Raw genomic sequence first — 24638 nt, 5'->3', positions numbered from 1 at the left:
TGCCATCGAGCGGGGGGACTGAGACGGATCTGTGGAGAACGGAGAGGGTGTGGAGGATCAGCTGTCCGGGATGACCGGTTCACCGGGCTCGCGTCCCTGGGACCGGCGGATCTCCAGCGCCTGGGTGAGGATCTCCATGGCGGCGGCCTGGTCGATGCGGCTGCGCTGGTCACGGGCCTCCACCCCCGAGGCGCGCATCTTCTCTGCGGCCGACACTGTGGAGAGCCTCTCATCCACCAGGTGCACGGCGGTGGGGAGCTCGGCGGCGGCGAGCTTCTGAGCGAGTGCGTCGGCGTAGTCCCGTGCCTTCTGGGTGGAGGCGGTCTCGCCTCCGGAGAGCGAGAGCGGCAGCCCCACGTAGATGACGCGGGCCTCCCGATCGCGGGCGATCTTGATCAGCATCCGCAGGTCGGAGCGGCGCTTCACATCGCGTCGCAGCGTCATCACCGGGGTGGCGACGAGCGCATCGGGGTCCGAGGCCGCGAGCCCCACCCGGGCCTCTCCGACATCGACCCCCAGACGGACGCCTGCCCGCTCGGCCACAGGCTCCGGATGCTGGTCAGCCACGGGCGCGGACCGACCGCACGATGCCCTGAAGGGCGTCGCCGATCCGGGAGACGTCCTGACCGCCGCCCTGGGCGACGTCAGGCTTGCCGCCCCCGCCGCCGCCGAGCACCGCACAGGCCTCCTTCACCAGCGCACCGGCCTGGACGCCGGCCTCACGGGCGGCTTCAGTGGTGGCCACCACGATCAGCGGACGGCCCTTAGCCTCACCGGCCACCGCGACGACGGCCGCCCGGGAGCCGAAGCGCTGGCGCAGGTCCAGCGCCAGTGCACGCAGGTCGTCGCCGCCGGAGACCGGACCTGCGGCATGAGCCAGCACGTCGACCCCGTCGGCGTCCACGGCCTCCTTGACGAGCTCTCCGGCCTGGGCGCGGAGACGCTCAGCACGCAGGCGCTCGAGCTCCCGCTCGGTGTCCCGCAGCTTCTGCAGGGTGCTGGAGATGCGGTCCGGCACCTGCTCGGCCGGGACCTTGAGCATGTCGGTGAGCCGGTTGACCAGGGTGCGTTCGGCGGCGAAGTGGGAGAAGGCATCGAGCCCGACCAGAGCTTCGACCCGCCGGTTGCCCGATCCCACGGAGGCCTCGCTCATCAGAGCCAGCGTGCCGATCTCCGCAGTGCTGCCCACGTGGGTGCCGCCGCAGAGCTCCCGGGACCAGGCACCGTTCATCTCGACCACGCGGACCTCGTCGCCGTACTTCTCTCCGAAGAGCATCATCGCGCCCATCGCCTGGGCGTCGTCCAGGGACATCACCTGGGTGCTGACCGCGTGGTTGTCCCGGATGGCGAGGTTCGCGACCTCCTCGAGCTCCTGGCGCGCAGAGGCGCTCAGAGCGTCCTCGGCGGTGAAGTCGAAACGCAGGTAGCCCTCCTTGTTGAAGGAGCCGGCCTGCACGGCCTGCGGGCCCACGACATCATGGAGGGCCGCGTGGATGATATGGGTGGCGGAGTGGGCCTTCTGGGCGTCCAGACGGCGGCGCCTGTCGATGGCGCCCAGCGCCTGGGCGCCCGCGGGCACCTCACCGTGAAGCACCCGGGCACGGTGCACCGCGAGACCTCGGATCGGCGACTGGACATCGGTGACCTCCAGCTCGAAGCCGTCACCGGTGATCCGGCCGGTGTCGGCAGCCTGTCCACCGGCCTCCGCGTAGAACGGGGTCGCGTCGAGGACGATCTCGACCTCCTCGCCGGCGGACGCCCGATCGGTCGACCGGCCGTCGACGACGAGTCCACGGATGCTCGACTCGGTGGTGTGCTCGGTGTATCCGGTGAAGTGCGTGGGCTGCTCGCCGCGCAGCCTGGCGTAGACCTCGGTGTCGGCGTGGCCGGACTTCTTGCCCTTGGCGTCAGCACGGGCACGTTCGCGCTGCTCGGTCATCAGCTCGCGGAAGCGGCCCTCGTCGACGACGACTCCGGCCTCCGCTGCCATCTCCAGGGTCAGGTCGATGGGGAAGCCGTAGGTGTCATGGAGGGCGAAGGCATCGGCGCCGGAGAGCGGACGCTCAGAGCTCTTGGCGGCGGACACCGCGCTCTCCAGCTTGGCGGTGCCGGCTGAGATGGTGCGCAGGAAGGCCTGCTCCTCCTTGATCGCCACCTGGTGCAGGAGGTCGAAGTCCTCGGCGACCTCTGGATAGACGCCCTTCATGGCGTCCCGGGAGACGCTGAACAGATCACCGAACACCGGCTCCTCGACGCCCATCAGGCGCATGGCGAGGATCACTCGGCGGATCAGCCGGCGCAGGACGAAGCCTCCGCCCTCATTGGAGGGCCGGACGCCGTCGGAGATGAGCATCAAGGAGCTGCGCACATGGTCAGCGATCATTCGCAGGCGCACGTCGTCGGCGTGGCGCGGGTCCTCAGGGTCCTCGGTGGAGGCATAGGTGACGCCGGTGAGCTCCGCGGCGCGGTCCAGCACGGGCCGGACCTGATCGGTCTCGTACATGTTCTCCGCGCCCTGCAGCACCATCGCCAGACGCTCAAGGCCCAGACCGGTGTCGATGTTGGTGTTCTGCAGCGGACCGGCGATCTCGAACTCGGTCTTGGAATGGACCTGCGAGAGCCGGTCCTGCATGAAGACCAGGTTCCACAGCTCCATGAAGCGGTCTTCGTCGACGGCGGGACCGCCGTCGACGCCGTAGGCCGGCCCACGGTCATAGTAGATCTCGGAGCAGGGGCCGCCAGGGCCCGGCTGGCCGGTGTTCCAGTAGTTGTCGGCCTTGCCGGTGCCCACGACCCGCTCGTGCGGCACGCCGACGACGTCCTCCCAGATCCGACGTGCCTCCTCGTCACGCTCCTCGCCGTCCTCGTAGACGGTGATCCAGAGACGCTCGGGGTCCAGGCCGAAGCCGCGTATTCCGGTCTCCGGGTCACCGTCGACAGGGCTCGTCAGCAGCTCCCAGGCCATCGGGATGGCCTTCTCCTTGAAGTAGTCCCCGAAGGAGAAGTTGCCGCACATCTGGAAGAAGGTGCCGTGCCTGGCGGTCTTGCCGACCTCTTCGATGTCCGCGGTGCGGATGCACTTCTGCACGGAGACGGCGCGGTCGTAGGGTGCTTTCTCCGTCCCGAGGAAGTAAGGGATGAAAGGCACCATGCCGGCGATGGTGAACAGCACAGAGGGGTCCGGAGAGATCAGGGACGCCGAGGGGACACGCTCATGGCCCTTCGCGGCGAAGTAGTCGTACCACGTGCGAGTGATGTCCTCGGTCTTCATGGGATTCTGCGGTCCTCCTGCTGATGAAGCGGTCTGCGGGCGTCCATGACGCCGGAACAAGTCTAGAGGTTCTGCGGAGCCGACACCTCTCCGGCGCTGCGTCGATGCCTGCCGGGCCGGAGCCGCATGCAGACGTGCCGAGAGACGCAGAGCCCGTTGCGACTCGTGCGGTGACGAGGAGTCGCAACGGGCTCTGCGGTTCAGGACGCGGAGGTCCTGTGCTGCACGCTGATGGTCAGCGGGCGTAGTACTCGACGACGAGCTGCTCTTCACAGGTGACGGGGACCTCTTCGCGCTTGGGAGCACGAGACAGGGTCGCCTGCAGCTTGTCGATGTCGACGGAGAGGTAGCCGGGCACCGTGGGGAGCACGTCCTGGTGGGCGCCGGAGGCGGCGACCTGGAACGGCTCGAACTTCTCCGAGCGCTCGTGGACCTGGATGACCTGGCCGGGCTTCACGCGGAAGGACGGACGGTCCACGCGCTTGCCGTTGACCGTGATGTGACGGTGGACCACGAACTGGCGGGCCTGGGCACTGGTGCGGGCGAAGCCGGCACGCAGGACCAGAGCGTCGAGCCGCGACTCGAGCAGTTCGATGAGGTTCTCACCGGTCAGCCCGTCGCGACGCTTGGCCTCCTCGAAGTAGCGCACCATCTGCGCTTCGCGGATGCCGTACTGGGCGCGCAGACGCTGCTTCTCGCGCAGACGCACCGCGTAGTCGGAATCGGTCTTGCGACGGGTGCGGCCGTGCTGGCCGGGGCCGTAGGGCCGACGGTCCAGGTACTTCTGGGCCTTCGGCGTCAACGCGATGCCGAGGGCACGCGAGGCCTTCACGGTACGACGACCGCGCAGGGGAGTGGTGGGCATGCATGTGCCTTTCTCTTGTATCGGCAGCTGAATGTTTATCTGCCGTCCGCGGCACTGCGACTCGATGCGTGGCATCGAAACGAAGAACGGACGGTCACCTGGCCTCCGGGATCCCGAACCGGAGAGCGCGAGCTGCCGAGTGCTCGCTCACTGCGGCGTCATCCGCACCCTCGTCAGCACATCCCATGGCCCCCGAGGGGGCCGGTGACGAGCATTGAGCGTGGAGGATCTCCATGGTGCGTCCCGCTCGAGGCGGGGCGCTGGACGACGCCTGCCAGACAGCGTATAACTCTACCACGCAGCAGGGCCGGCCCGATCACGGAGATCGGGCCGGCCCTGTGCTGCGGGCAGTTGCGCGGCGGGTCAGCCTCGCATCGCCTTGCGGTCGGGACGGACACGGTAGGGGTCGACACCCTTGGGGATGGGCGGACGGGAGATCGGAAGGGACGCCAGCCGCTGCTCCAGAGCACTCACCTCATGCTTGTTGAGCGCCTTGTCGAGCTTCTTCAGGTGCTTGGTGAGCTTGGGCAGCGGGACCTGGCCCTCGCCGTTGCCGGTCTCCACCACGTGGATGGGCACACCCGTGTCACGCAGGATGGGGCTGAACCTCTTACGAGTCTTGGGGACCATCTTGCGGACCGCGCCGGCGGGTCCGTCGGTGATCAGGACCAGGCCGGGTCGGCCGACCACGCGAAAGATGGCGGCCTGCGTCTTCGGGTCCATCGACACCGGCTCCTCCACGACGATCCATCCTCGGCGCAGCGTGCCCAGCGCGGCGGCGGCAGCACCGGGGCGCCCCTCGATCCGAGCGAACGCGGCCTTCTCGGCACGGCGGTTCATCAGGATCATCGCGGCCAGCAGGCCCATGGGGAGGCCGAACAGGATGCCGGTGACCCAGTTGAGGAGCAGCCCCATGAGCACCGCGGAGACGCCGAAGGTGATGAGGAAGGCCAGGGCCATCCACCAGGCGATGTTGGGATCGTGCGCGCGGGTCATCGAGAAGACCTGCTTGATGCGCGAGAAGAAGCCTTCCTTCTTGTTGGCCTTCTTCCGGGATTTGCGGGCCTGAGTCTCGGCCTTCTGCTGGGCCTTGAGCTTCTTGAGCTCGGCCTTCGCCTCTGCCTTCGACGAGACCTGGGGAGTGGGGGAGTCAGCTGGTGCCATAGTGACCTCAGTCTACCGTGCCGGGGGATCACGGCGGACCCCGGCGTGCCCGGGCAGCCTCTGTCCGGCGTCCCGTCGGTGCCCCCACGGAGTCGCCGGATCCTCGACGACCACGAGCGTGTGGCGCACGGGGCTCAGTGGCCGGCTGCGACCAGTGTCGCGGCCTCCTGGCGGGTGGTGCCGGAGGGCTGGATGTGTGCCAGCTCCGGTGGGATCTCCCGGCCCTTCTTCTGCATGGCCTTGGCCCACAGGGAGCCGGCGCGATAGGAGGAACGGACCAGGGGTCCAGACATCACACCCAGGAACCCGATCTCTTCGGCCTCCTCGGAGATCTCCAGGAACTCCTGCGGCTTGAGCCAGCGGTCCACCGGCAGGTGCCGCGGGGTGGGGCGCAGGTACTGGGTGATCGTGATCAGGTCGCACCCGGCGTCATGGAGGTCCTGCAGCGCCTCGGTGATCTCCTCACGGGTCTCGCCCATGCCCAGGATGAGATTCGACTTGGTGATCATCCCGTGGCTCCGGCCCTGGGTGAGCACGTCCAGGGAGCGCTCATAGCGGAAGGCCGGACGGATGCGGCGGAAGATGCGCGGCACGGTCTCCACGTTGTGGGCGAAGACCTCCGGTGCCGTCTCACAGATCGCGGCGATGTTCTCGTCCTTGCCGGAGAAGTCGGGGATCAGGATCTCCACACCCGTGCCGGGGTTCAGCTCGTGGATCTTGCGGATCGTCTCCGCGTAGAGCCAGACACCTTCGTCGGGCAGATCGTCGCGGGCCACCCCCGTGACGGTGGCATAGCGGAGGTTCATCTCCCGCACGGACTCGGCGACCTGGAGGGGCTCACCCTCGTCCACCGGCTGCGGACGACCGGTGTCGATCTCGCAGAAGTCGCAGCGCCGGGTGCAGGCGGAGCCGCCGATGAGGAAGGTCGCCTCGCGGTCCTCCCAGCACTCGAAGATGTTCGGACAGCCGGCCTCCTCGCACACGGTGTGCAGCCCTTTGGAACCGACCCGCTTCTTCATGGCGGCGAATTCCGGCCCCATCTTCACCTTGGTGCGCATCCACTCGGGCTTCCGCTCGACGGGCACCTCGGAGTTCCGCGCCTCCACGCGGAGCATGCGACGGCCTTCGGGGGCGAGAGTCACGACAGGGCTCCTTCTGCAGCAGGGGTGATGTGTGCGCCGCCGAGGAAGCGAGGCAGCTCGGCGGCGAGCTCCGCGGCCACGGCGTCGACGACGTCGGCGGGAGCGATCTCCTCGCCCACCTCGGCGCTGATGGTGGTGGTGTCGGCATCGCTGATGCCGCAGGGGACGATGTTCTCGAAGGGCGTCAGGCTGTTCGAGCAGTTCAGGGCGAATCCGTGCATGGTCACGGAGCGGTGGACGCGCAGCCCGATGGCGGCGATCTTCCGGTCGCGCCCGCCGTCGACCAGCCAGACACCGGAGCGCCCCTCCACGGTGGTGGAGGTGATGCCGTATTCACGGCGTAGCACCCGGATGAGCAGCTCCTCCAGAGACGCCACGTAGTCCTTGACCATGGCGCGCTTGGCGAGCTTCAGGATGGGATATCCCACGAGCTGTCCGCGCCCGTGCCAGGTGATCTTGCCTCCACGGTCGACGTCGACCACGGGCGTGCCGTCCTTGGGCCGGTCCTCCGGTTCGGTGCGGCGACCCGCCGTGTAGACGTCCTGATGCTCGAGGAGCAGCACGGTGGAGGGAGACTGATCGGCGAGCACGTCGGTGTGCAGCTGCCGCTGGATGGCGAGGGCCTCGGCGTAGTCCACCAGATCGGGGTGGAGGCCGAGCCTCCGGAAGGCAAGGTCCATGAGATCCAGCCTAGTCCGTCTCGGGGACCGCCGGGGACGGGCGCCTGTGGAAAACGTCTGCAGAACCTCGTCGACTGCGGCAGGCTGGTCGTCATGAACAGCAACACGACGCGCCCCCACGCAGCTGCCCCCTCCGAAGCCGGCCAGCCGCCCGTCGGGAGCCGCATCGAGGAGGACCCCCGCCAGGGCGCCTCGGGGAGCCTCTCCGCCCCGCGGCGTGGAGCACCTCCTCGTGCCGCGGGCCTTCGGGTGATCAGGCTGCTCGGGGTCGGAGCATCGTCGTCGGTGTGGCTCGCCCGTGTCACCGGAGACGGCCCGCGCTGGACCGGTGGTGAGCCCGGGAGGGACACCGTGGCGATCAAGATCGTCGGCGGGCACGCTCCGCCGCAGCCGTCGGGCGGTCCCTCCTGGGAACACGGAGCGGAACACGGACGGGAGCAGAGCGCCGGCGGTCGCGGTCAGCTCACTGCCGAGCTGCAGGCGATGCGCCGTCTGCGCCATCCGCATCTGGTGAGCGCCTTCGGCTGGACTGAGACCTCCTGCGGCCCGGGGCTCCTGCTCGAGCCGTTCACCGCTGGATCTCTGGGCCGGATCCTCGCCGCACGGGGCACGCTTAGCCTGGGGGAGGTGGTCACAGCGCTGAGTCCGATCGCGCAGGCGCTGCAGCATCTGCACCGGGGCGGGATCGCTCATGGGGACGTCTCACCCGGCAACGTGCTCTTCGCACCCGACGGGCGTCCAGCACTTGCTGATCTCGGAGACGCGCAGCTGCTGGGCGAAGCCCGTGGCGCAGCGGCCACCGCCGGCTTCGCCGCGCCGGAACGGCTTCTGGCCGCACGCGGAGCTCATCGGGACGCCGGCGCGCGAGCCTGGGAGGCCACCCTGGCTCCCGAGGCCGACGTGTACTCCCTGGCGGCCGTGACCTGGTATGCGCTGACGGGCTCCCCGCCCGGGCCGGAACGCAGTCGCACACCCCTGGGCACGCTCTGTCCCCGGGTGCCGCCACGGCTGATCCGGCTCCTCGAGGAGACCCTCGGGGACGACCCCGAGGCCCGGCCTGGCGCGGGGGAGTTCGCCGCCGGGCTCCATCGCAGTGCGGCGCCCCAGCCGCTCGACCTCTCGCCCCATGTGGACGACGAGGTGATCGCGGAGCTGCCCACCATGGGCCCTGGCGACGGGTCCCTGAGCTCAGGCCTGTCACATGGGCGGCGACGCCTCGTCTCCGTGTGTGCCGGAGCACTGTTCTTCGCCACGGGCATCATCCTGCTCGGGGGACTCGGCGCAGACGGGCCGGAGTTCTCCTCGGCGGAGGATCCCGTGGACGACGTCGCGCGTGCCTCCGAGCTGCTCGACGATGACGATCCGTTGCGCGCCGTGCAGGCCCTGGGAGTGCTGCGCACCGCGGCGCTACGGGATCCGGAGCAGGCCGCGGTCCGAGACTACGTCGCCGCGGACTCGCCGGCTGAGAGGTCGGAGGAGGAGCTGCTGCGCCGTCTCGCGAAGGCCGGACGGGAGTATCACGGCGCGACCATGACGATCCGTCCGGCGGGGGAGCCTCAGCCCGCTGAGGGCACGCTAGACGTCGGCGGGGACGACGCAGCGCTGGTCATACCCACCCACGTCACCATGGACGCCTTGGACGGCCCCCGCGCCGAGGTGCAGGACGTCCGCCTCGTGCTCAGCCGGCCGGACGGATCCTGGCGCCTGCACGCGGTGCAGGAGGCCACAGAGGAGACAGGCCCGTGAACCGGGCACGGACCTTGGGCCGGAATGGACCCTGTGCCGCGGGGTGAGCCGCGGAGACACATGGAGGGCCCGTCCTGGTCAGGACGGGCCCTCCATGCTGCGACAGAGGAGACTCAGGCGGTGGTGCTCACAGACCCAGCTGGGACTCGAAGCTGCCGTCCTCCAAGCGTGCCTTCAGCGTCTGCATGAAGCGGCCAGCGTCGGCACCGTCGACCAGACGGTGGTCGTAGGTCAGCGAGAGGTACATCATGTGGCGGATGCCGATGCTCTCGTTGCCCTCCGCATCTGTGACGACCATCGGGCGCTTGACGATGGATCCCGGGCCGAGGATCGCCACCTGCGGCTGGTTGATGATCGGAGTATCGGTCAGGGCACCGAAGGAGCCCAGATTGGTGATCGTGAAGGTCCCGCCCGAGAGCTCGTTCGGGCCAATCTTGTTGCTGCGTGTCCGCGCCGCGACGTCGGAGATCTTCTTCGCCATGCCGGCCAGGTTCAGGTCGCCGGCGTCGGAGATCACTGGAACCATGAGCCCCTTCTCCGTGTCCACGGCGAAGGACAGGTGCTCGGCATCGTGGTAGGTGATCTGCTGCTGCTTCTCGTCATACTCGGCGTTCAGCTTCGGGTGCTGCTTGAGCCCCTCGGTGACGGCCACCGCGATGAACGCCAAGTAGGAGAGATTCACCCCGTTGGCCTGCTTGAAGGCAGATTTGGCCTGGTTCCGGACGTTCACGATGCGCGTCATGTCGACTTCATGCACCTGCGTCAGCTGAGCACTGACCTCAAGCGACTCGTTCATCCGCTGAGCGATCACCTGCCGGATGCGCGGAGCCTTCTCGGTGGAGCCTCGCTTGGTGGTGTCGACCTCGACCTCAGCGCCGGAGGCAGCCGCAGGCGCCGCCGCGGAGGCGGCCGGTGCTGCCGATGCCTTCTTGGACTCGGCGGCCTCGACGACGTCCTGCTTGCGGATGCGACCCCCGACGCCGGTACCCGTGACGGAAGACAGATCGATGCCTTCCTTCTTCGCCAGCCGTCGGACCAGCGGGGTCACGTAGCCCTCGGCACCACCGGTGGTCTCCTGAGCCGGAGCCTCCTTCTGTGCGGCCCTCTTCGGTTCGGCAGACGCTTCGGAGTCGGACGGCTCCTCAGACTCCTCCTCGGGCTCGGGCTTCTCCTCAGCCTCGGGCTCGGGCTCGGGCTTCTCCTCAGCCTCGGGCTCGGGCTTCTCCTCAGCCTCGGGCTTCTCCTCGGCAGGGGCATCCTGCTCCGGGGCGGCGCCCGAGCCGACCAGTGCCAGCACGGCACCGACCTCGACCGTCTCGTCCTCGCCGACCTTGATCTCCTGCAGAGTTCCGGCCACGGGCGAGGGGACTTCGGTGTCGACCTTGTCGGTGGAGACCTCGAGCAGAGGCTGGTCCACCTCGATCTCGTCGCCGACCTCGACCAACCACCGGGTGACGGTGCCCTCAGTGACGGACTCGCCCAGCGCCGGGAGGGTGACCTCCTGGGATTCGCCGTCGCCGGAGGAGCCGGTGTCCTCGGCAGGCGAGGACTCCTCGGGAGTGGCCTCAGCCCCCTCCGCCTCGCCGGCGGGCTCGGAGGCTTCTTCAGCGGCTTCCTCAGTGGGTTCCTCGGTGTCGCCAGCAGCCTCTTCCGTGGCCTGCTCGTCGTCGCCGTCGGCAGCGTCGTCGGAGCCGGTGTCCTCAGATCCGCCGCCGGAGCCGTCGCCGATCTTCACCAGGGGGGCGCCGACCTCGACGGTCTCGTCCTCGCCCACGAGCAGCTCCTCGATGACGCCCGCAGCAGGGGAGGGCACCTCGGTGTCGACCTTGTCGGTGGAGACCTCCACGATCGGCTGGTCGACCTCCACCTCCTCCCCGACCTCCACGAGCCATCGGGTGACAGTGCCTTCGGTGACTGATTCACCGAGGGCTGGAAGGTTCACGGTCTCAGACATGATGTCCGGCTCCTACTCTTGAATGCGTCGCACCAGGCGGACGTGGTGCGTCTTCTCAGATGTGTTGAATTCTCCGGGTGGATCAAAGGCGCCGCTCAGCCGTGCAGCGGATGCCCGAAGAGCGCCATGGCCGCTTCGCCGAGCGCCTCGTTCTGCGTCGGGTGGGCGTGCACCAGGGTGGCGACGTCCTCCGGGTAGGCTTCCCAGTTCACGATGAGCTGCGCCTCGCCGATCTGCTCCCCGATGCGGGAGCCGATGCCATGCACTCCGACGATCGGGCCGCCTTTGACGCTCACCATCTTGATGAGCCCCCCGGTGCCCAGGATCGAGGACTTGCCGTTGCCGGCGAGGTTGTACTCGGTGACCTCGACGTTGTCCTTGCCGTACTCCTCCTCAGCCTTGGGCTGGGTGTAGCCGACGGACATGATTTCCGGCTCGCAGAAGGTGACCTTGGGAATGTTGATGTCCTCGACCACCACCGGGTTGTTGCCGACGATCTCTTCGGCCACGAAGATGCCCTGCTGGTAGCCGCGGTGGGCCAGCTGCAGGCCCGGCACGATGTCGCCGACGGCGTAGATGCTGCCGACGCCGGTGTGCAGCCGCTCGTCGGTGATGACGAAGCCGCGGTCAAGGGTGACGCCCTGCTCCTCGAAGCCGAAGCCCTCGGTGACCGGGCCGCGGCCGACAGCGACCAGGCAGATCTCCGCCTCGAAGGTCTTGCCGTCCTCGAGGGTGACCTTGACGCCGTCGTCGGTCTCCGTGACGTCCTTGAAGAAGGTGCCGGTGTTGAACGTGATGCCGCGCTTCTTGAAGCTGCGCTCCAGGTTCTTGATGATGGCCGGGTCCTCGTTGGGGACCAGAGAGGGCAGCCCCTCGATGATCGTGACGTCCGTGCCGTAGGAGGTCCACGCGGAGGCGAACTCGCAGCCGATGACGCCTCCGCCGAGGACGATGGCCGACTTCGGTGTGTGGTCCATCTCCAGGGCCTCTGTGGAGGTGATGATCCGACCACCGATGGGCAGGCCCATCGTCTTGGACGTGGAGCCGGTGGCCAGGACGATGTTGCGGCCGGTGTAGCGGGTGCCGTCGACCTCGATCTCCTGCGGCGAGACCAGACGGCCCTCACCTTCGATGACGGTGACCTTGCGCATCTTCAGCAGACCCGTGAGCCCCTTGTGCTTGCCCGCGACGATGCCGTCCTTGTATTCGCGGACCTTGGCCATGTCGATGCCCTCGAAGGTGGTCTTCACGCCATACTTCTCGCTGGACCGGGCCTCGTCGGCGAGCTCCGCCGCATGCAGGTAGGCCTTCGTCGGGATGCAGCCGGTGTGCAGGCAGGTGCCGCCGAGCTTGGACCGCTCGATCAGACCGACCGTGAGTCCATGCTGCACCGAGCGAAGCGCCGCGGCGTAGCCTGCGCTGCCTCCGCCGAGGACGAGTACGTCGAATTCCTGTGCCTGGGGCTGGTCGGCCACGGTCGTTGCTCCCTTGGGTCGCGTGAGTCTTGTGGTGTGAAGTTGTCGGCGGGCTGCGGAGACCGGGAGTCCCGCGGACACAGCTCCGTGCCTGCAGACCCGGCACGGCACCCGTGCGCACGGGTGCCAGCCTATCGCTTGAACGTGCGAGGCTTCCACCGACGTCACGGGTGCCGTGAACTGTGACGCCGTCGGTCCGAGGGGCCTCTGGCCCCTCGGACCGACGGCGTCGTCACTGGTCAGCGGGAGAGGCTCTCGAGATAGCCGATCAATGTCCGGACCATCACGCCGGTGCCGGCCTTGGGCGTGTACCCGTAGGCGGACTTCTCGTTGAAGGCCGGTCCGGCGATGTCCAGGTGTGCCCAGGGGATCCTGCGCGCCTCGGCGTCGAGGACGTCCTGGTCGGCGTCGGCACGTTCACCGACGAACTCACGCAGGAACGCGGCCGCACCCAGCATGCCGCCGTGGCGATCGCCGAGGTTGGTGAGATCGGCCACCTCGGAGTCGAAGCCCGAGCGCACCTCCTCAGGGATCGGCATGGGCCAGACCTTCTCGCCGGCGGAGTCAGCAGAGTCGACCAGCGCGGAGCGCAGCTGCTCCTCGCCCATCACGCCGCTGGTGCGCAGCCCCAGGGCGACCATCTGGGCGCCGGTCAGAGTGGCGACGTCGATGAGCGCGTCAGGCTGTTCTTCGGAAGCCACGACCAGACCATCGGCCATCACCAGGCGACCCTCAGCATCGGTGTTCAGGACCTCGACGGTCTTGCCGCCGCGGATGGTGATCACGTCCTCCGGACGCTGCGCGGTGGAGGAGGGCATGTTCTCGGCCAGGCAGAGCCAGCCGGTGACCTTGATCGGCAGGTCGAGGTCGGCGGCCGCCCGGACCACGGCGAGCACTGTGGCGGCGCCACCCATGTCGAGCTTCATCGTGGTCATCGCGGAAGCCGGCTTCAGCGACAGGCCGCCGGAGTCGAAGGTGATGCCCTTCCCCACCAGTGCCACGTGGGCCGCAGGCTTGGAGGGGGAGTGCTCGATGCGCACCAGGCGCGGGCCGCGCGAGGAGCCGCCTCCGACGCCGAGCAGTCCACCGAAGCCGCCCTTCTCGAGGTCCTTCTCCTCCCAGACCTTGACCCCGAGCTTCGGAGCCTTGGTAGTGGAGCCGTTCTGAGCCGGTGCCTTGGTGCGGCCGGCCAGGTCGGCGGCGAGATCAGCGAAGGTCTCGGGGTAGAGGTGGCTCGGAGGAGCGTTGACGAGGTCGCGGGTGGCGCGCACGGCGGAGCCGACGACGGCCGCGCGGTCCAGCACCGACTTCGTGTGACGGTCCTTGAGATCGGTGAGGATGAGGATCTCCTCCACCGGAGTCTTCGCGCGGGCCTCCTCAGAGCTGCGGAAGGCCGTGAAGGAGTAGGCACCGATGGCGGCACCCTCGGCGACGGCTGCGACCTCCTCCGGGCTGGATGCGGGCAGCGCCAGGGCCACCGAGTTCAGCGACCCCAGCTGACGCACCGCGGAGCCGGCCGCGCGGCGCAGCGCCTCCAGCGACACGCCGCCGGTGGGCTCACCGGTCAGCTCGCCGACGCCGATCAGCACAAGGGTCTCGCTGCGGAAGCCGTCGACGCCGGGCAGTCGGAGCAGCTGGTCGGCCGCACCGGTGGCGCCGAGGGCCTTCAGCGAGTCGGCCACGCCGCGGGCGGCCTTGTCCGCCAAGGGGTTCGGCAGGAGGATGGGGCCTTCAGGCCCCTTTGCCACGCCGAGCACGAGAGCGTCGGTCTGGGTCTTCTCGACAGCCGTGGCGACAGCGGAGAGTGTGGGCTGGAAGTCGTTGATCACGTGAATCCCGTCTGATCCCCGGTCCGGGGAACGTCGAATCTTCTGTGGATGCATCCGCCGACGCGCTGCCCGTGTGTGGAAGCCCTCGGCGGCCTCAGGATTCGATCCTATCCGAGATCCTGACGCCTGCACCCCTGACGTGGGGTGCGGATCACCGGGCCCACACACGCGATGAGCGCCTCGGTGCGGAGCGCGTCAGCCCGGGCATGTCACCGGGTCCGAACCCCAGCGCGCACCGGTCGCCGCCGCCCGCCCCTTGCGGGGAATTTCTCCGTACGGTGGGGTCGTTACATCTGTGTTCACCTGGGGTGACCTCCTCGCAGGAGGCCCCCGTCGCCGATCATCCGGACCCGGATGACGTGTCGAGATCGCACGGAGAGGAGCCTCAGCTTCATGAAGGAACCCCTGGATCTGCTCCATGTGCACCCCACCGAGCCCGAGGAGGAGCATGGAGGCTTTCCCCGCCCCGGCAAGTCGGACTCCACCGTGCAGGCCCAGGGCGGTGACCTCGTGCTGCGTGATCCGCGGGCGGCCCGGCCGGCGGAGAACCTGACGATGCTGGTCTCCTGGGCCGGGCACACTGACGCAGGTGCGCTGAGCTCCCAGCTCTCCGAAGCCCTGCTGGGGGGCCTGCCGCACAAGCTGCTGGCCAGCTTCGACCTCGATGAGCTCTTCGACTATCGCTCACGCCGTCCCCGTGTGACGTTCCTGGAGGACCGCTTCACCGACTACGACGGACCTGAGCTCGACCTCTACGAGGTGCGCGACGCCTCCGGAAGGCCGTTCCTGCTGCTCACCGGCGACGAGCCCGACTTTCAGTGGGAGCGCGTCTCCGAGGCGGTGCTGGAGCTGGTGGAGCGACTGGACATCTCCCTGGTGGTCCTGGTGGACGCGTTGGGCCTGCCGGCCCCGCACACCCGGCCGTTGGGCGTGACGGCCCATGGCAGCCGCAAAGACCTGATCACCGGCATCTCCACCTGGAGCCCCGCCGCGCAGATCGAGGCCGGCCTGGGACAGGTGCTCGAGATGCGTCTGGACGAGGAGGGGCACGACGTCGTCGGGTACACCCTGCACGTCCCGCACTACCTGGCCGGCGGTCGGTATCCGCAGGTCGCAGTCTCCGCGCTGGAGTACATCGGCGCCGCCATGGAGCTGATGCTGCCTACTGATGAGCTGCGGGAGTCTGCCCGGATGGTCGACCAAGACATCACCCGGCAGGTCAGTGGCAACAGTGAGATCCAGGGACTGGTGCACCGGCTGGAGCAGACTTTCGACGAGCACGCCACGACTGAGCAGCGATCCCTGCTGGTCAATGAGGACGACGCCGTCCCCGACGCCGAGGAGCTCGGTGCCGCAGTGGAGGCGTTCCTGCGTGCTCAGCCGACGCCAGAGGACACCATGCCCGAGGACACCACGCCCGAGGGGATGGGTGGCGACTCTTCCGAGGACGACGACACCTCCTCCGGCGAAGGCCTGCCACGCCTGTTCTGATCCTCCACAGCTGACGTGGTCCCAGCGCGACACGCGGCCCTCTCCACAGACCACCTGGAGGCCCTGGCCGCGGCCGTGTGTGCACTCAAGACTGGCGTCATGAGCACATACAGCCACCGCCCGGACGACCTCGCCTCCACCCGGAACCGCACATCGCCTCCGCCTGGCTCCGGCTCGCCGGACGACACGCCGGAGGAGGTCATCAGCATCTCGGGCGCTGGCGACGCCCTGGCTCTGGTGCAGCACACCTTCGGTTTCCTGCCCGAGGACTCGCTCGTCGTCGTCGGACTCCATGGCACGCGCGTCGGAGCGCACCTGCGCATCGACCTGCGCGCCGGCGCCGACCATCCGGAGGGACTCGCGCAATGGGTCTGCGACCACCTGGCCGGCCCGCGGGTCAGCCCCAGGCCCGATGGCGCGGTGATCTATCTGTTCGTCGGGGAGGCACCCGCTCCGCCCACCTGGGATGACCCTTCCCTGCGCCCGTACGCGGCCCTGCATGCCTCACTGACGGCGGCGCTTCGCGATCAGCACGAGATCCACGTGGAGCAGAGCTGGTGGGTGGGCGACGGACACATCCGGGACTATGACTGCCTCGACTCCCGGTGCTGCGCCTATCCCGGGCAGGACGTCCAGGCCGCGGCAGCCAGCGTCCTGCATGCGCATATGGTCTACCGCGGTCGGATCCTGCGCACCCCACGGCAGGTGGTGGACGACTTCCTCGCTCCGGCGGCATCTCCCTCGGATCAGACCGTCGATGCTGTGGCGGCTGAACAGGCGCACCTCGGCCTGGACGTCGCCGACTCCCAGGGAGCACAGCAGGCCCTGTGGGTCTGGGATCAGATGATCCAGGACGAGGTCCGTGAGCGGGAAGGCCGAGAGCCGCCGGAGAGGCCCGGCCTGCCAGCCGGGGACGAGTCCGAGCGGATCGAGGCATGGGCGGATGAACATCGCGACCAGCTGTCGATGATGGTCGGGTCCCTCTCCCAGGGAGACGTTCCCGATGCGGTGCTCGTGCTCGCCGCAGACGGGCTGGATGTGGCGGCGTTGGGCCACGAGGTGATCCGGGCCTGCCGCGACGTCCCAGGAGCGGCCGGAGAGGATGCGGGCGCGGAAGGACGTCTGACGGCATTGGCTCGGCGCTGGGCCGAGCACGCCCAACCCTGCCGGGAGGGCGCTGGCGCGACGGCGGCCAGCATCGAGGACCAGCGGCGGCTCATCGAGGCTCATCTGAAGAGGTTCCATGCGACACTGCAGGGCGCGACCGGTGAACGTCCGCGCTGGGACAGACTGGATGCCCTGGCGGCGATCCTCTCGCAGCTGCAGCCGATGCTGGTGGCCGAGCAGAAGACTGAGACACTGGCGCTGATGTCCTGGATCGAGTGGGCGCGCGGCAGAGGGACGCTCTCCGGCGCCTATCTCGACCGTTGCCTGCACCTGGTGCCCGGGCACCAGGTGGGGCGCATGAGGAAGACAGACCGAGGCATCGGGCGGATCTGCCCCTGGGCGATGGTCAGGGAACACTCCTGGGGTATCTCCCGCACGGGGACGTGAAGGTGAGGCGGCAGCTTCGTCGGGCGGGAGCCGAGCTGGGGCCTGGTCTTCAGCGACCGAGGAGAGCTGGGGAAGGTCTTCGGGCATCCGGCAGGAGAATTCTTGGGAATTTATTTGCGGCGGGCGGGAATGATCCGGAGATGGCTGGCGTTGTGCCCTGCTGAGACCCTGCAACCATCGTCAGGTCGCTCGCCACGTACCGGCAGATCGGCGCCGCCAGTTCCCTCAGGGAGACGGTCGGAGGCCGCCGGGACGGTCAGCGTGAGCGAGGCCATGGAGTTGACAGGGTCATAGGTGTGTTGACCCTGGGTCAGCCCATCGCCTTCACACGTCCGAGTCGGAAGGTCATCGTGCCCACTACTGCGTCCAAGTCCACCGAAGAGAACGCAGCCGCGACAGAGGGGGAGCAGTCCTCCGCTGCCAGCGGGAGTTCAGCTTCGCGCACCTCCGCGCCTGGCGACAGCGCCGCGGCCAAGAAGTCGAGCTCCACTGCGAAGAAGTCCACCGCGAGATCCGCCACCAACGGCCCCGCCAAGAAGACCGGCGGGCGCAGGAAGGCCGCGGACCCCGTCGACGAGGTCCTCGCCGAGGCGGAGCAGGAGCAGGCCGCTCCGACCGAGGTGCTCGAGCAGGCCGTGGCCAAGGCCCTCCAGGACGGCGACGAGGAAGAGGTCGCCAAGAAGGTCGCCGCCGCCACAGGCGACCAGGGCAACGCCGAGGCGATCCTCGAGAACGCCAAGAAGGCGGCCAAGGGCGAGGACGCCGAGGAGGAGGAGACGCGAGGCCGAGGCTTCGTCATCTCCAACGCCGATGACGACGACGCTCCCGCCGTCCAGGTCGTGTCCGCCGGAGCCACCGCAGATCCGGTCAAGGACTACCTCAAGCAGATCGGGAAGGTGGCGCTGCTCAATGCGGCCCAGGAGGTGGACCTCGCGCTGCGCATCGAGGCCGGTCTCTTCGCTGAGCACAAGCTCGCCAAGGATGAGATCGCCGATCGGCGGCTGCGCCGGGACATGGAGCTCATCGTCGCCGACGGTCGCCGAGCGAAGAACCACCTGCTGGAGGCGAACCTGCGTCTGGTCGTCTCTCTGGCCAAGCGCTACACCGGCCGCGGAATGCTGTTCCTGGATCTGATCCAGGAGGGCAACCTGGGCCTGATCCGCGCAGTGGAGAAGTTCGACTACACGAAGGGCTTCAAGTTCTCGACCTACGCGACGTGGTGGATCCGTCAGGCCATCACCCGCGCGATGGCCGACCAGGCTCGCACCATCCGCATCCCGGTCCACATGGTCGAGGTCATCAACAAGCTGGCCCGCGTCCAGCGACAGATGCTGCAGGACCTCGGGCGGGAGCCCACGCCGGAAGAGCTGGCCCAGGAACTGGACATGACGCCCGAGAAGGTCGTGGAGGTCCAGAAGTACGGCCGCGAGCCGATCTCGCTGCACACCCCCTTGGGTGAGGACGGGGATTCGGAGTTCGGTGACCTCATCGAGGACTCCGAGGCAGTGGTCCCCTCCGATGCGGTGAGCTTCACGCTCCTGCAGGAGCAGCTCCACTCCGTCCTTGACACCCTGGCCGAGCGTGAGGCGGGTGTCGTGGCGATGCGATTCGGCCTCACCGACGGCCAGCCGAAGACTTTAGACGAGATCGGAAAGGTCTACGGCGTCACCCGGGAACGCATTCGACAGATCGAGTCCAAGACGATGTCGAAGCTGCGTCACCCGAGCCGCTCGCAGGTGCTCCGCGACTACCTCGACTGAGCATCGGCGACGCGCCCTGACCGTGGAGCCCCGGCACGCGAGAGCGGTCCGGAGCTCCGGCTGAAGAGGCCCGATCATCATCACGTCAGCTGCTGGGGTGCGCCTGCGCGCCCCAGCAGGACTGTCACGAACTTCCCTGCAGACAAAGACGATCTGACTGACGACATGCAGACGACGAAGGGCCCGGAGGATGATCCTCCGGGCCCTTCGCCTGTGCCGGCGATCGAGGTCGCCGAACCTATGCAGTGGTGATGATCGCGGGTACCGCGCCTCAGCGCGCTTCCGCAAGGCGGGCCGACTCATCGACCCACTCAGAGGTCTGTGGACGCAGCGTCTCTTCCACATGACGTGCGTGGTGAACGCAGAAGAGCAGAACACCGGCGCCGGAGGAGAGAGCCGCTCGCACATAAGCCTGTGCTCCGCAGCGGTCGCAGCGGTCGAGGGCAGTCAGAGTGTTCGGGTGTGCTTCGAGTGTCCCAGTCGTGCCGGTCATGCTCTTCGCCTCCTCACGTGAATGGTAGATACCTATACAACCATGCCGGGGGCCGTTTCATTCGCAGTCCACCGCCCGTTTCCCGGGCCTTTCGCTCACCGCGTACGCGGTGAGCGGCCCATCTGGACGGATACGACGGTCCTGCGGCGGTTCTGAAGGCAGTGTGAGGTTCCGCCGGATAGGCTTGCAATGTCTGTGTCCTATGCGGCACGCGCCGTCGCCGCGAAGGCGAGATGCTGCGACGTCGAGACGGTGCGCGACCCGAGTCCAGCAGGAGGAGATCCGTGGCAAAGCGATCCGAGTACGACGCTCGGCATCTGTCGGTGCTCGAGGGCCTGGAAGCGGTCCGGAAGCGACCGGGGATGTACGTCGGCTCCACCGACTCCCGCGGTCTCATGCACTGTCTCTGGGAGATCATCGACAACTCGGTGGACGAGGCGCTGGCGGGCTACGCCTCGACCATCACCGTCGTCCTGCATCAGGACGACTCGGTGGAGGTCACCGACGACGGCCGAGGCATCCCCGTCGACGTGGAGCCTCGCACCGGCCTCTCCGGGCTCGAAGTGGTCTTCACCAAGCTCCACGCCGGCGGCAAGTTCGGCGGTGGCTCCTACAACGCCGTCGGAGGACTCCACGGGGTCGGCGCCTCGGTGGTCAACGCGCTGTCCGCGCGGCTCGACGCCCGGGTCACGCGTGGCGGCAAGGTCTACCAGATGTCCTTCCGCCGCGGCGAGCCGGGCATCTTCGCCGGCAGCAGGGCGGACCCGGATGCCGATTTCACGCCGGCGGCGGAGGGCTCCCCGGTGGAAGTGGTCGGCAAGGCCAAACGGGGCACCACCGGCACCACCATCCGATACTGGGCGGATCGTCATATCTTCACCCCGGATGCACGCTTCGACGATGAGGAGCTCAGCAATCGCGCCCGGCAGACCGCATTCCTCATCCCAGGGCTGCGCATCACGGTGCGCGATCAGCGCGGGGAGACTCCCTCGGAGGAGGTCTTCCAGTACGACGGCGGGATAGGGGAGTTCGTCGACTTCCTGTCCACCGATTCCCCCGTCACCGAGATCTGGCGGATCCAGGGTCAGGGGAGCTTCACCGAGCGTGTGCCGGTGATCGGCGATGACGGCCGGAGCCACATGCAGGACGTCGAGCGGGACTGCGAAGTGGACATCGCGATGCGCTGGGGCGTGGGCTATGACGCGAACGTGCGAAGCTTCGTCAACATCATCTCCACACCGAAGGGCGGCACCCACCTCACCGGATTCGAACAGGCGCTGCTGAAGACCTTCCGCAAGAACGTGGAGGCCAACGCCCGGCGGCTCAAGGCCGGCAATGACAAGCTCGAGAAGGACGACGTCCTGGCCGGGCTGACCGCCGTGGTGACGGTGCGCATCGCCGAGCCCCAGTTCGAGGGCCAGACCAAGGAGATCCTTGGGACCTCCGCGGCACGGCAGATCGTCTCCAAGGTGGTGGAGAAGGAGCTCGGCCAACGACTGACCTCCACCAAGCGCGGGGAGAAGCAGCAGGCCACCGCCGTGTTGGAGAAGGTCGTCTCGGAGATGAAGTCGCGCATCTCAGCGCGCATGCACAAGGAGACCCAGCGTCGGAAGAACGCCCTGGAGAACTCCTCGATGCCGGCGAAGCTGGTGGAGTGTCGGTCCAAAGGCGTGGAGAACACCGAGCTGTTCATCGTGGAGGGGGACTCCGCGCTGGGCACGGCCAAGCTGGCCCGTTCCTCTGACTACCAGGCTCTGCTGCCGATCCGGGGCAAGATCCTCAACGTGCAGAAGGCCTCCGTCTCGGACATGCTCTCCAACACCGAGTGTGCCGCCCTGCTGCAGGTGATCGGCGCCGGTTCGGGCCGGACCTTCGATGTGGACTCCGCGCGCTACGGCAAAGTGGTGTTGATGACCGACGCCGACGTCGACGGTGCCCACATCCGCACCCTGCTGCTGACGCTCTTCTTCCGATACATGCGACCGATGATCGAGGAGGGGCGGGTGTTCGCCGCCGTGCCTCCGCTGCACCGAGTAGAAGTGGTGCACGCCGGAAAGAAGCCCAACGAAGTGCGTTACACCTATTCGGAAGCAGAGCTGAACCAGCTGCTGGCGCGTCTCGAAGCCGAGGGTCTTCGCTACAAGGAACCCATCCAGCGCTACAAGGGTCTGGGCGAGATGGATGCCGACCAGCTCTCCGAGACCACCATGGATCCGGCCTTCCGTTCTCTGCGGCGCATCCGGGTGGAGCACGCGGAGAATGCCGAGCGGGTCTTCGACCTGCTGATGGGCTCAGTCGTGGCGCCGCGCAAGGACTTCATCATCGAGGGTTCGCAGGCGCTTGACCGCGAACGTATCGACGCCTGAGGCGGATCCGGCACACCAGTGGGCCGCACCTGCCACCAGTTCTTCTACAACGTGTCGAAATACTCTGCCTCACTGGCGCGTGACAGCGCGGGGGACGGCGATCTGACGATAGACTGGGCTCCGACCGCGACTGCACCTTGACCCATTGTGAGCATCAGACGTGACCCAGAACCTCTCCGGCGCGCCCGCGCCGCCCGCCTCTTCACCGACCCCGGGTCACCCGGCCGGTGAGGCACGGCCGCAGTGGCGCCGCAAAGCGGCGGCCTACTGGTCGCTGACGAAGCCGCGGGTGATCGAGCTGCTGCTGGTCACGACGCTTCCCACGATGATCTTCGCCCAGCGGGGGTTCCCTGACTTCTGGCTGGTTCTCGCCACCATGGTCGGCGGAGCCTGCGCAGCCGGCTCCGCGGGCGCGTTCAACTGCTATATCGACCGGGACATGGACAAGCTCATGAACCGGACCAAGAAGCGTCCGCTGGTCACCGGGGAGCTCACTCCGTGGGAGGCGTTCGTCTTCGCCTCGTTGCTCGGCGCGGTCGCGATCGCCATCCTATGGATCGGCGCCAATCCGCTGGCAGCCGGTCTCGGAGCGGCGGCCATGTTCTTCTACGTGGTCATCTATACGATCATCCTGAAGCGGCGCACCGAGCAGAACATCATCTGGGGCGGCCTGGCCGGATGCTTCCCCGTGCTCATCGCGTGGGCCGCGGTCCGCGAGAGCGTCGAGTGGCCCGCGCTGGTGCTGTTCTTCATCATCTTCCTCTGGACCCCGCCCCATTACTGGCCACTGTCCATGAAGTACCGCACCGACTATCAGACGGCCGACGTCCCCATGCTCGGCGCCGTGGCCACTGCCAAGACCGTCTCCGTGCAGGTCGTCCTTTACGCCTGGGCGACGGTGGTCTGCTCACTGCTGCTGATCCCCATGGGCTGGGCAGGCATCACCTACACCGCCTTCGCGGCGGTCTCCGGAGGCTGGTTCCTCTACGAGTGTCACGTGCTGCACCGTCAGGCTCAGCGGGAATCGCTCACCGACAAGAAGGCCATGAAGGTCTTCCACCTGTCGATCATGTATCTCACGCTTCTCTTCGTGGGCCTGGCCCTCGATCCCTTCATCGGCGCCCCGTTGATGAGCTAGCCTGAACTTCCAGCCGCCGCCCCGTGCGACGGCGCCTGCCTCGGCGGCAGAGCAGCCACCGGCGGCATGGTGGGGAGGGAGGACGATGTCTCTGCGCTGGTATTCCACGGTCGTCGAGGCGAGAGACCACCGAGCTCTGGCCCGGTGGTGGGCTGAGGCTTTGGGCTGGGACGTGGCCTTCGAGACGGAGAAGGAAGCCGCGGTCCTGCCGCCCTGGGCGAAGGACTTCGTGGAGATCCTCGACTTCCATCGCGTGCCTCCGGGCATGCTCTTCGTGCCGGTGGGGCACGAGAAGAACACCAAGAACCGGCTCCACTGGGACTTCGCACCACACATCAGCGATGACCGTGACGCCGAGATCGAGCGGCTGCTCGACCTCGGAGCCCGGATCGTCGACGTCGGCGCTCCGGATGACGCCACCTGGACCGTGCTGGCAGACCCGGAGGGCAATGAGTTCTGCGTCCTCTCCTCCCGCAAACAGTGAGGCCCAGAGCCCACGGAGCGGGCCAGGACTGCTCCAGTTGATCCGGGATCGGCCCGGACGGCCCGGCGACCGTGGGATGGCGACTGGCCGAGTCCACCACCCCCACGCCAGGCGGCCGAGACCGACCCGGAGGGCGTCACCTGGGGATCAGCCGGCCTGTTGGAAGTCGATGACCACGCGGCCGTCGATCTTGCCGTGCTGCATCTCGTCGAAGACGGCGTTGATGTCTCCCAGCGGGCGTGTGGAGATCGTGGGATGGATCTTGCCCCGCGAGTAGATCTCCAGAGCTTCGACCATGTCCTGACGCGTTCCGACGATCGAGCCGCGGATCGTCAGCCCCTTGAGGACGATGTCGAAGATCGGGGCCGGAAACTCGCCCGGCGGTAGGCCGTTGAAGACGATGGTCCCACCTCGACGAGTCATCGAGATGGCCTGGCGGAAGGCATCCGGGTGGACCGCAGTCACCAGAACGCCATGGGACCCTCCCACCCGGCGCTGGATCTCCTCGGCCGGGTCGGCCCCCAGAGCATTGAGTGTGATCTCCGCCCCATGCCGTTCCGCCAGGGCGAGCTTGTCGTCGGCGATGTCCACCGCGATGACGCGCATCCCCATGGCCACGGCGTACTGGACGGCCAGGTGGCCGAGACCGCCGATGCCGGAGATCACCACCCATTGACCGGGCCGCACCCCGGTCACCTTCAGGCCCTTGTAGACCGTCACTCCGGCACAGAGCACCGGAGCGACCTCGAAGGGGTCTGCTCCGTCGGGGATCGCCGCGGCGAACTTAGCGTCGACCAGCATGTACTGCCCGAAGGAGCCGTCGACGGCGTACCCGCCGTTGATCTGCTGCTCGCACAGGGTCTCCCATCCGGTGCGGCAGTGCTCACAGGCCCCGCAGGCGCTCCAGAGCCACGCATTCCCGACCGTCTGACCGACTTCCACCTCGGTCACGCCGGGGCCGACCTTCTCGACGACGCCCACGCCCTCATGGCCGGGGATGAACGGCGGGGTGGGCTTGATCGGCCAGTCCCCCTCCGCGGCATGGAGGTCGGTGTGGCAGACGCCCGAGGCCTGCAGCTTCACGAGGGCCTGCCCGGGGCCCGGCTCCGGCAGATCGTGTTCACGGACATTCAGCTCGGTGCCGAACTGTTCGACGACTGCTGCTGTCATGGTGCTCATCGTCACTCCTCGTGTGTTCGTCCGATGATGGCACATGTGACGATATT

18 protein-coding genes are annotated in these 24638 nt (G+C 68.0%); 7 read left to right on the top strand and 11 right to left on the bottom strand.

What is annotated here, in order from left to right; genetic code table 11:
* Window positions 1-57: 57 nt before the first annotated feature.
* The 6 genes from ruvX to lipB form a co-directional block, all read right to left on the bottom strand.
* Window positions 58-567: a Holliday junction resolvase RuvX gene (ruvX, locus tag HNR09_RS15105; protein WP_322479620.1), complete on the bottom strand. Its 510-nt coding sequence runs from the start codon at window positions 565-567 to the stop codon at window positions 58-60.
* A complete protein-coding gene (alaS, locus tag HNR09_RS15100) occupies window positions 560-3271 on the bottom strand; it encodes an alanine--tRNA ligase (protein ID WP_179542781.1) in 2712 nt (903 codons plus the stop codon). Before alaS ends, ruvX begins: the two co-directional genes overlap by 8 nt.
* Window positions 3272-3506: 235 nt before the next feature.
* A complete protein-coding gene (gene rpsD, locus HNR09_RS15095) occupies window positions 3507-4136 on the bottom strand; it encodes a 30S ribosomal protein S4 (protein WP_179542780.1) in 630 nt (209 codons plus the stop codon).
* 363 nt (window positions 4137-4499) lie between these two features.
* On the bottom strand, window positions 4500-5300 hold the full coding sequence (locus HNR09_RS15090) for a DUF4191 domain-containing protein (protein WP_179542779.1): 801 nt from the start codon (window positions 5298-5300) through the stop codon (window positions 4500-4502).
* 134 nt (window positions 5301-5434) lie between these two features.
* Complete coding sequence (lipA, locus tag HNR09_RS15085; protein ID WP_179542778.1) at window positions 5435-6442, bottom strand: lipoyl synthase; 1008 nt, start codon at window positions 6440-6442, stop codon at window positions 5435-5437.
* Window positions 6439-7131: a lipoyl(octanoyl) transferase LipB gene (gene lipB, locus HNR09_RS16270; protein WP_378938635.1), complete on the bottom strand. Its 693-nt coding sequence runs from the start codon at window positions 7129-7131 to the stop codon at window positions 6439-6441. The genes lipA and lipB overlap by 4 nt, the downstream gene beginning before the upstream one ends.
* A gap of 84 nt (window positions 7132-7215) precedes the next feature.
* Here lipB and HNR09_RS15075 point away from each other — a divergent pair, with 84 nt between their 5' ends.
* Entirely contained in the window at window positions 7216-8868 is a 1653-nt protein-coding gene (locus tag HNR09_RS15075; RefSeq protein WP_246348893.1) for a protein kinase domain-containing protein, read from the top strand.
* Between the two features lie 127 nt (window positions 8869-8995).
* Here the strand turns inward: HNR09_RS15075 and sucB are convergent, their stop codons facing one another.
* From sucB to HNR09_RS15060, 3 genes are all read right to left on the bottom strand, one after another.
* On the bottom strand, window positions 8996-10822 hold the full coding sequence (sucB, locus tag HNR09_RS15070; RefSeq protein WP_179542775.1) for a 2-oxoglutarate dehydrogenase, E2 component, dihydrolipoamide succinyltransferase: 1827 nt from the start codon (window positions 10820-10822) through the stop codon (window positions 8996-8998).
* A 95-nt stretch (window positions 10823-10917) separates the two neighbouring features.
* A complete protein-coding gene (gene lpdA / locus HNR09_RS15065; RefSeq protein WP_179542774.1) occupies window positions 10918-12297 on the bottom strand; it encodes a dihydrolipoyl dehydrogenase in 1380 nt (459 codons plus the stop codon).
* Between the two features lie 239 nt (window positions 12298-12536).
* Window positions 12537-14126, bottom strand: coding sequence for a leucyl aminopeptidase (locus HNR09_RS15060; protein WP_179542773.1), 1590 nt, complete (start codon window positions 14124-14126; stop codon window positions 12537-12539).
* 393 nt (window positions 14127-14519) lie between these two features.
* On the opposite strand from HNR09_RS15060, the gene HNR09_RS15055 reads away from it, so the two are divergent.
* The 3 genes from HNR09_RS15055 (at window position 14520) to HNR09_RS15045 (ending at window position 18931) form a co-directional block, all read left to right on the top strand.
* Window positions 14520-15617, top strand: coding sequence for a PAC2 family protein (locus tag HNR09_RS15055; RefSeq protein ID WP_179542772.1), 1098 nt, complete (start codon window positions 14520-14522; stop codon window positions 15615-15617).
* A 99-nt stretch (window positions 15618-15716) separates the two neighbouring features.
* Entirely contained in the window at window positions 15717-17171 is a 1455-nt protein-coding gene (locus tag HNR09_RS15050; RefSeq protein WP_179542771.1) for a DUF4192 family protein, read from the top strand.
* Window positions 17172-17521: 350 nt separating this feature from the next.
* Complete coding sequence (locus tag HNR09_RS15045; protein ID WP_179542770.1) at window positions 17522-18931, top strand: RNA polymerase sigma factor; 1410 nt, start codon at window positions 17522-17524, stop codon at window positions 18929-18931.
* 271 nt (window positions 18932-19202) lie between these two features.
* Here the strand turns inward: HNR09_RS15045 and HNR09_RS16265 are convergent, their stop codons facing one another.
* On the bottom strand, window positions 19203-19424 hold the full coding sequence (locus tag HNR09_RS16265) for a DUF7455 domain-containing protein (protein ID WP_246348888.1): 222 nt from the start codon (window positions 19422-19424) through the stop codon (window positions 19203-19205).
* Between the two features lie 284 nt (window positions 19425-19708).
* Between HNR09_RS16265 and HNR09_RS15040 the strand changes: the two genes are divergently transcribed.
* The 3 genes from HNR09_RS15040 (at window position 19709) to HNR09_RS15030 (ending at window position 23412) form a co-directional block, all read left to right on the top strand.
* Entirely contained in the window at window positions 19709-21790 is a 2082-nt protein-coding gene (locus HNR09_RS15040) for a DNA gyrase subunit B (protein WP_179542769.1), read from the top strand.
* A gap of 160 nt (window positions 21791-21950) precedes the next feature.
* On the top strand, window positions 21951-22928 hold the full coding sequence (locus HNR09_RS15035; RefSeq protein WP_179542768.1) for a heme o synthase: 978 nt from the start codon (window positions 21951-21953) through the stop codon (window positions 22926-22928).
* A gap of 85 nt (window positions 22929-23013) precedes the next feature.
* On the top strand, window positions 23014-23412 hold the full coding sequence (locus HNR09_RS15030) for a VOC family protein (RefSeq protein ID WP_179542767.1): 399 nt from the start codon (window positions 23014-23016) through the stop codon (window positions 23410-23412).
* 147 nt (window positions 23413-23559) lie between these two features.
* Here HNR09_RS15030 and adhP read toward each other — a convergent pair whose 3' ends face one another.
* Window positions 23560-24591 (bottom strand): alcohol dehydrogenase AdhP, encoded by a 1032-nt coding sequence (adhP, locus tag HNR09_RS15025; protein ID WP_179542766.1) that lies wholly within the window; start codon window positions 24589-24591, stop codon window positions 23560-23562.
* Window positions 24592-24638 lie beyond the last annotated feature (47 nt).

Source organism: Nesterenkonia xinjiangensis, from assembly GCF_013410745.1.
Lineage (GTDB): Bacteria > Actinomycetota > Actinomycetes > Actinomycetales > Micrococcaceae > Nesterenkonia > Nesterenkonia xinjiangensis.
Note: the sequence above shows the minus strand (reverse complement) of the source record. Positions and strands in the feature narration are given on the sequence as shown.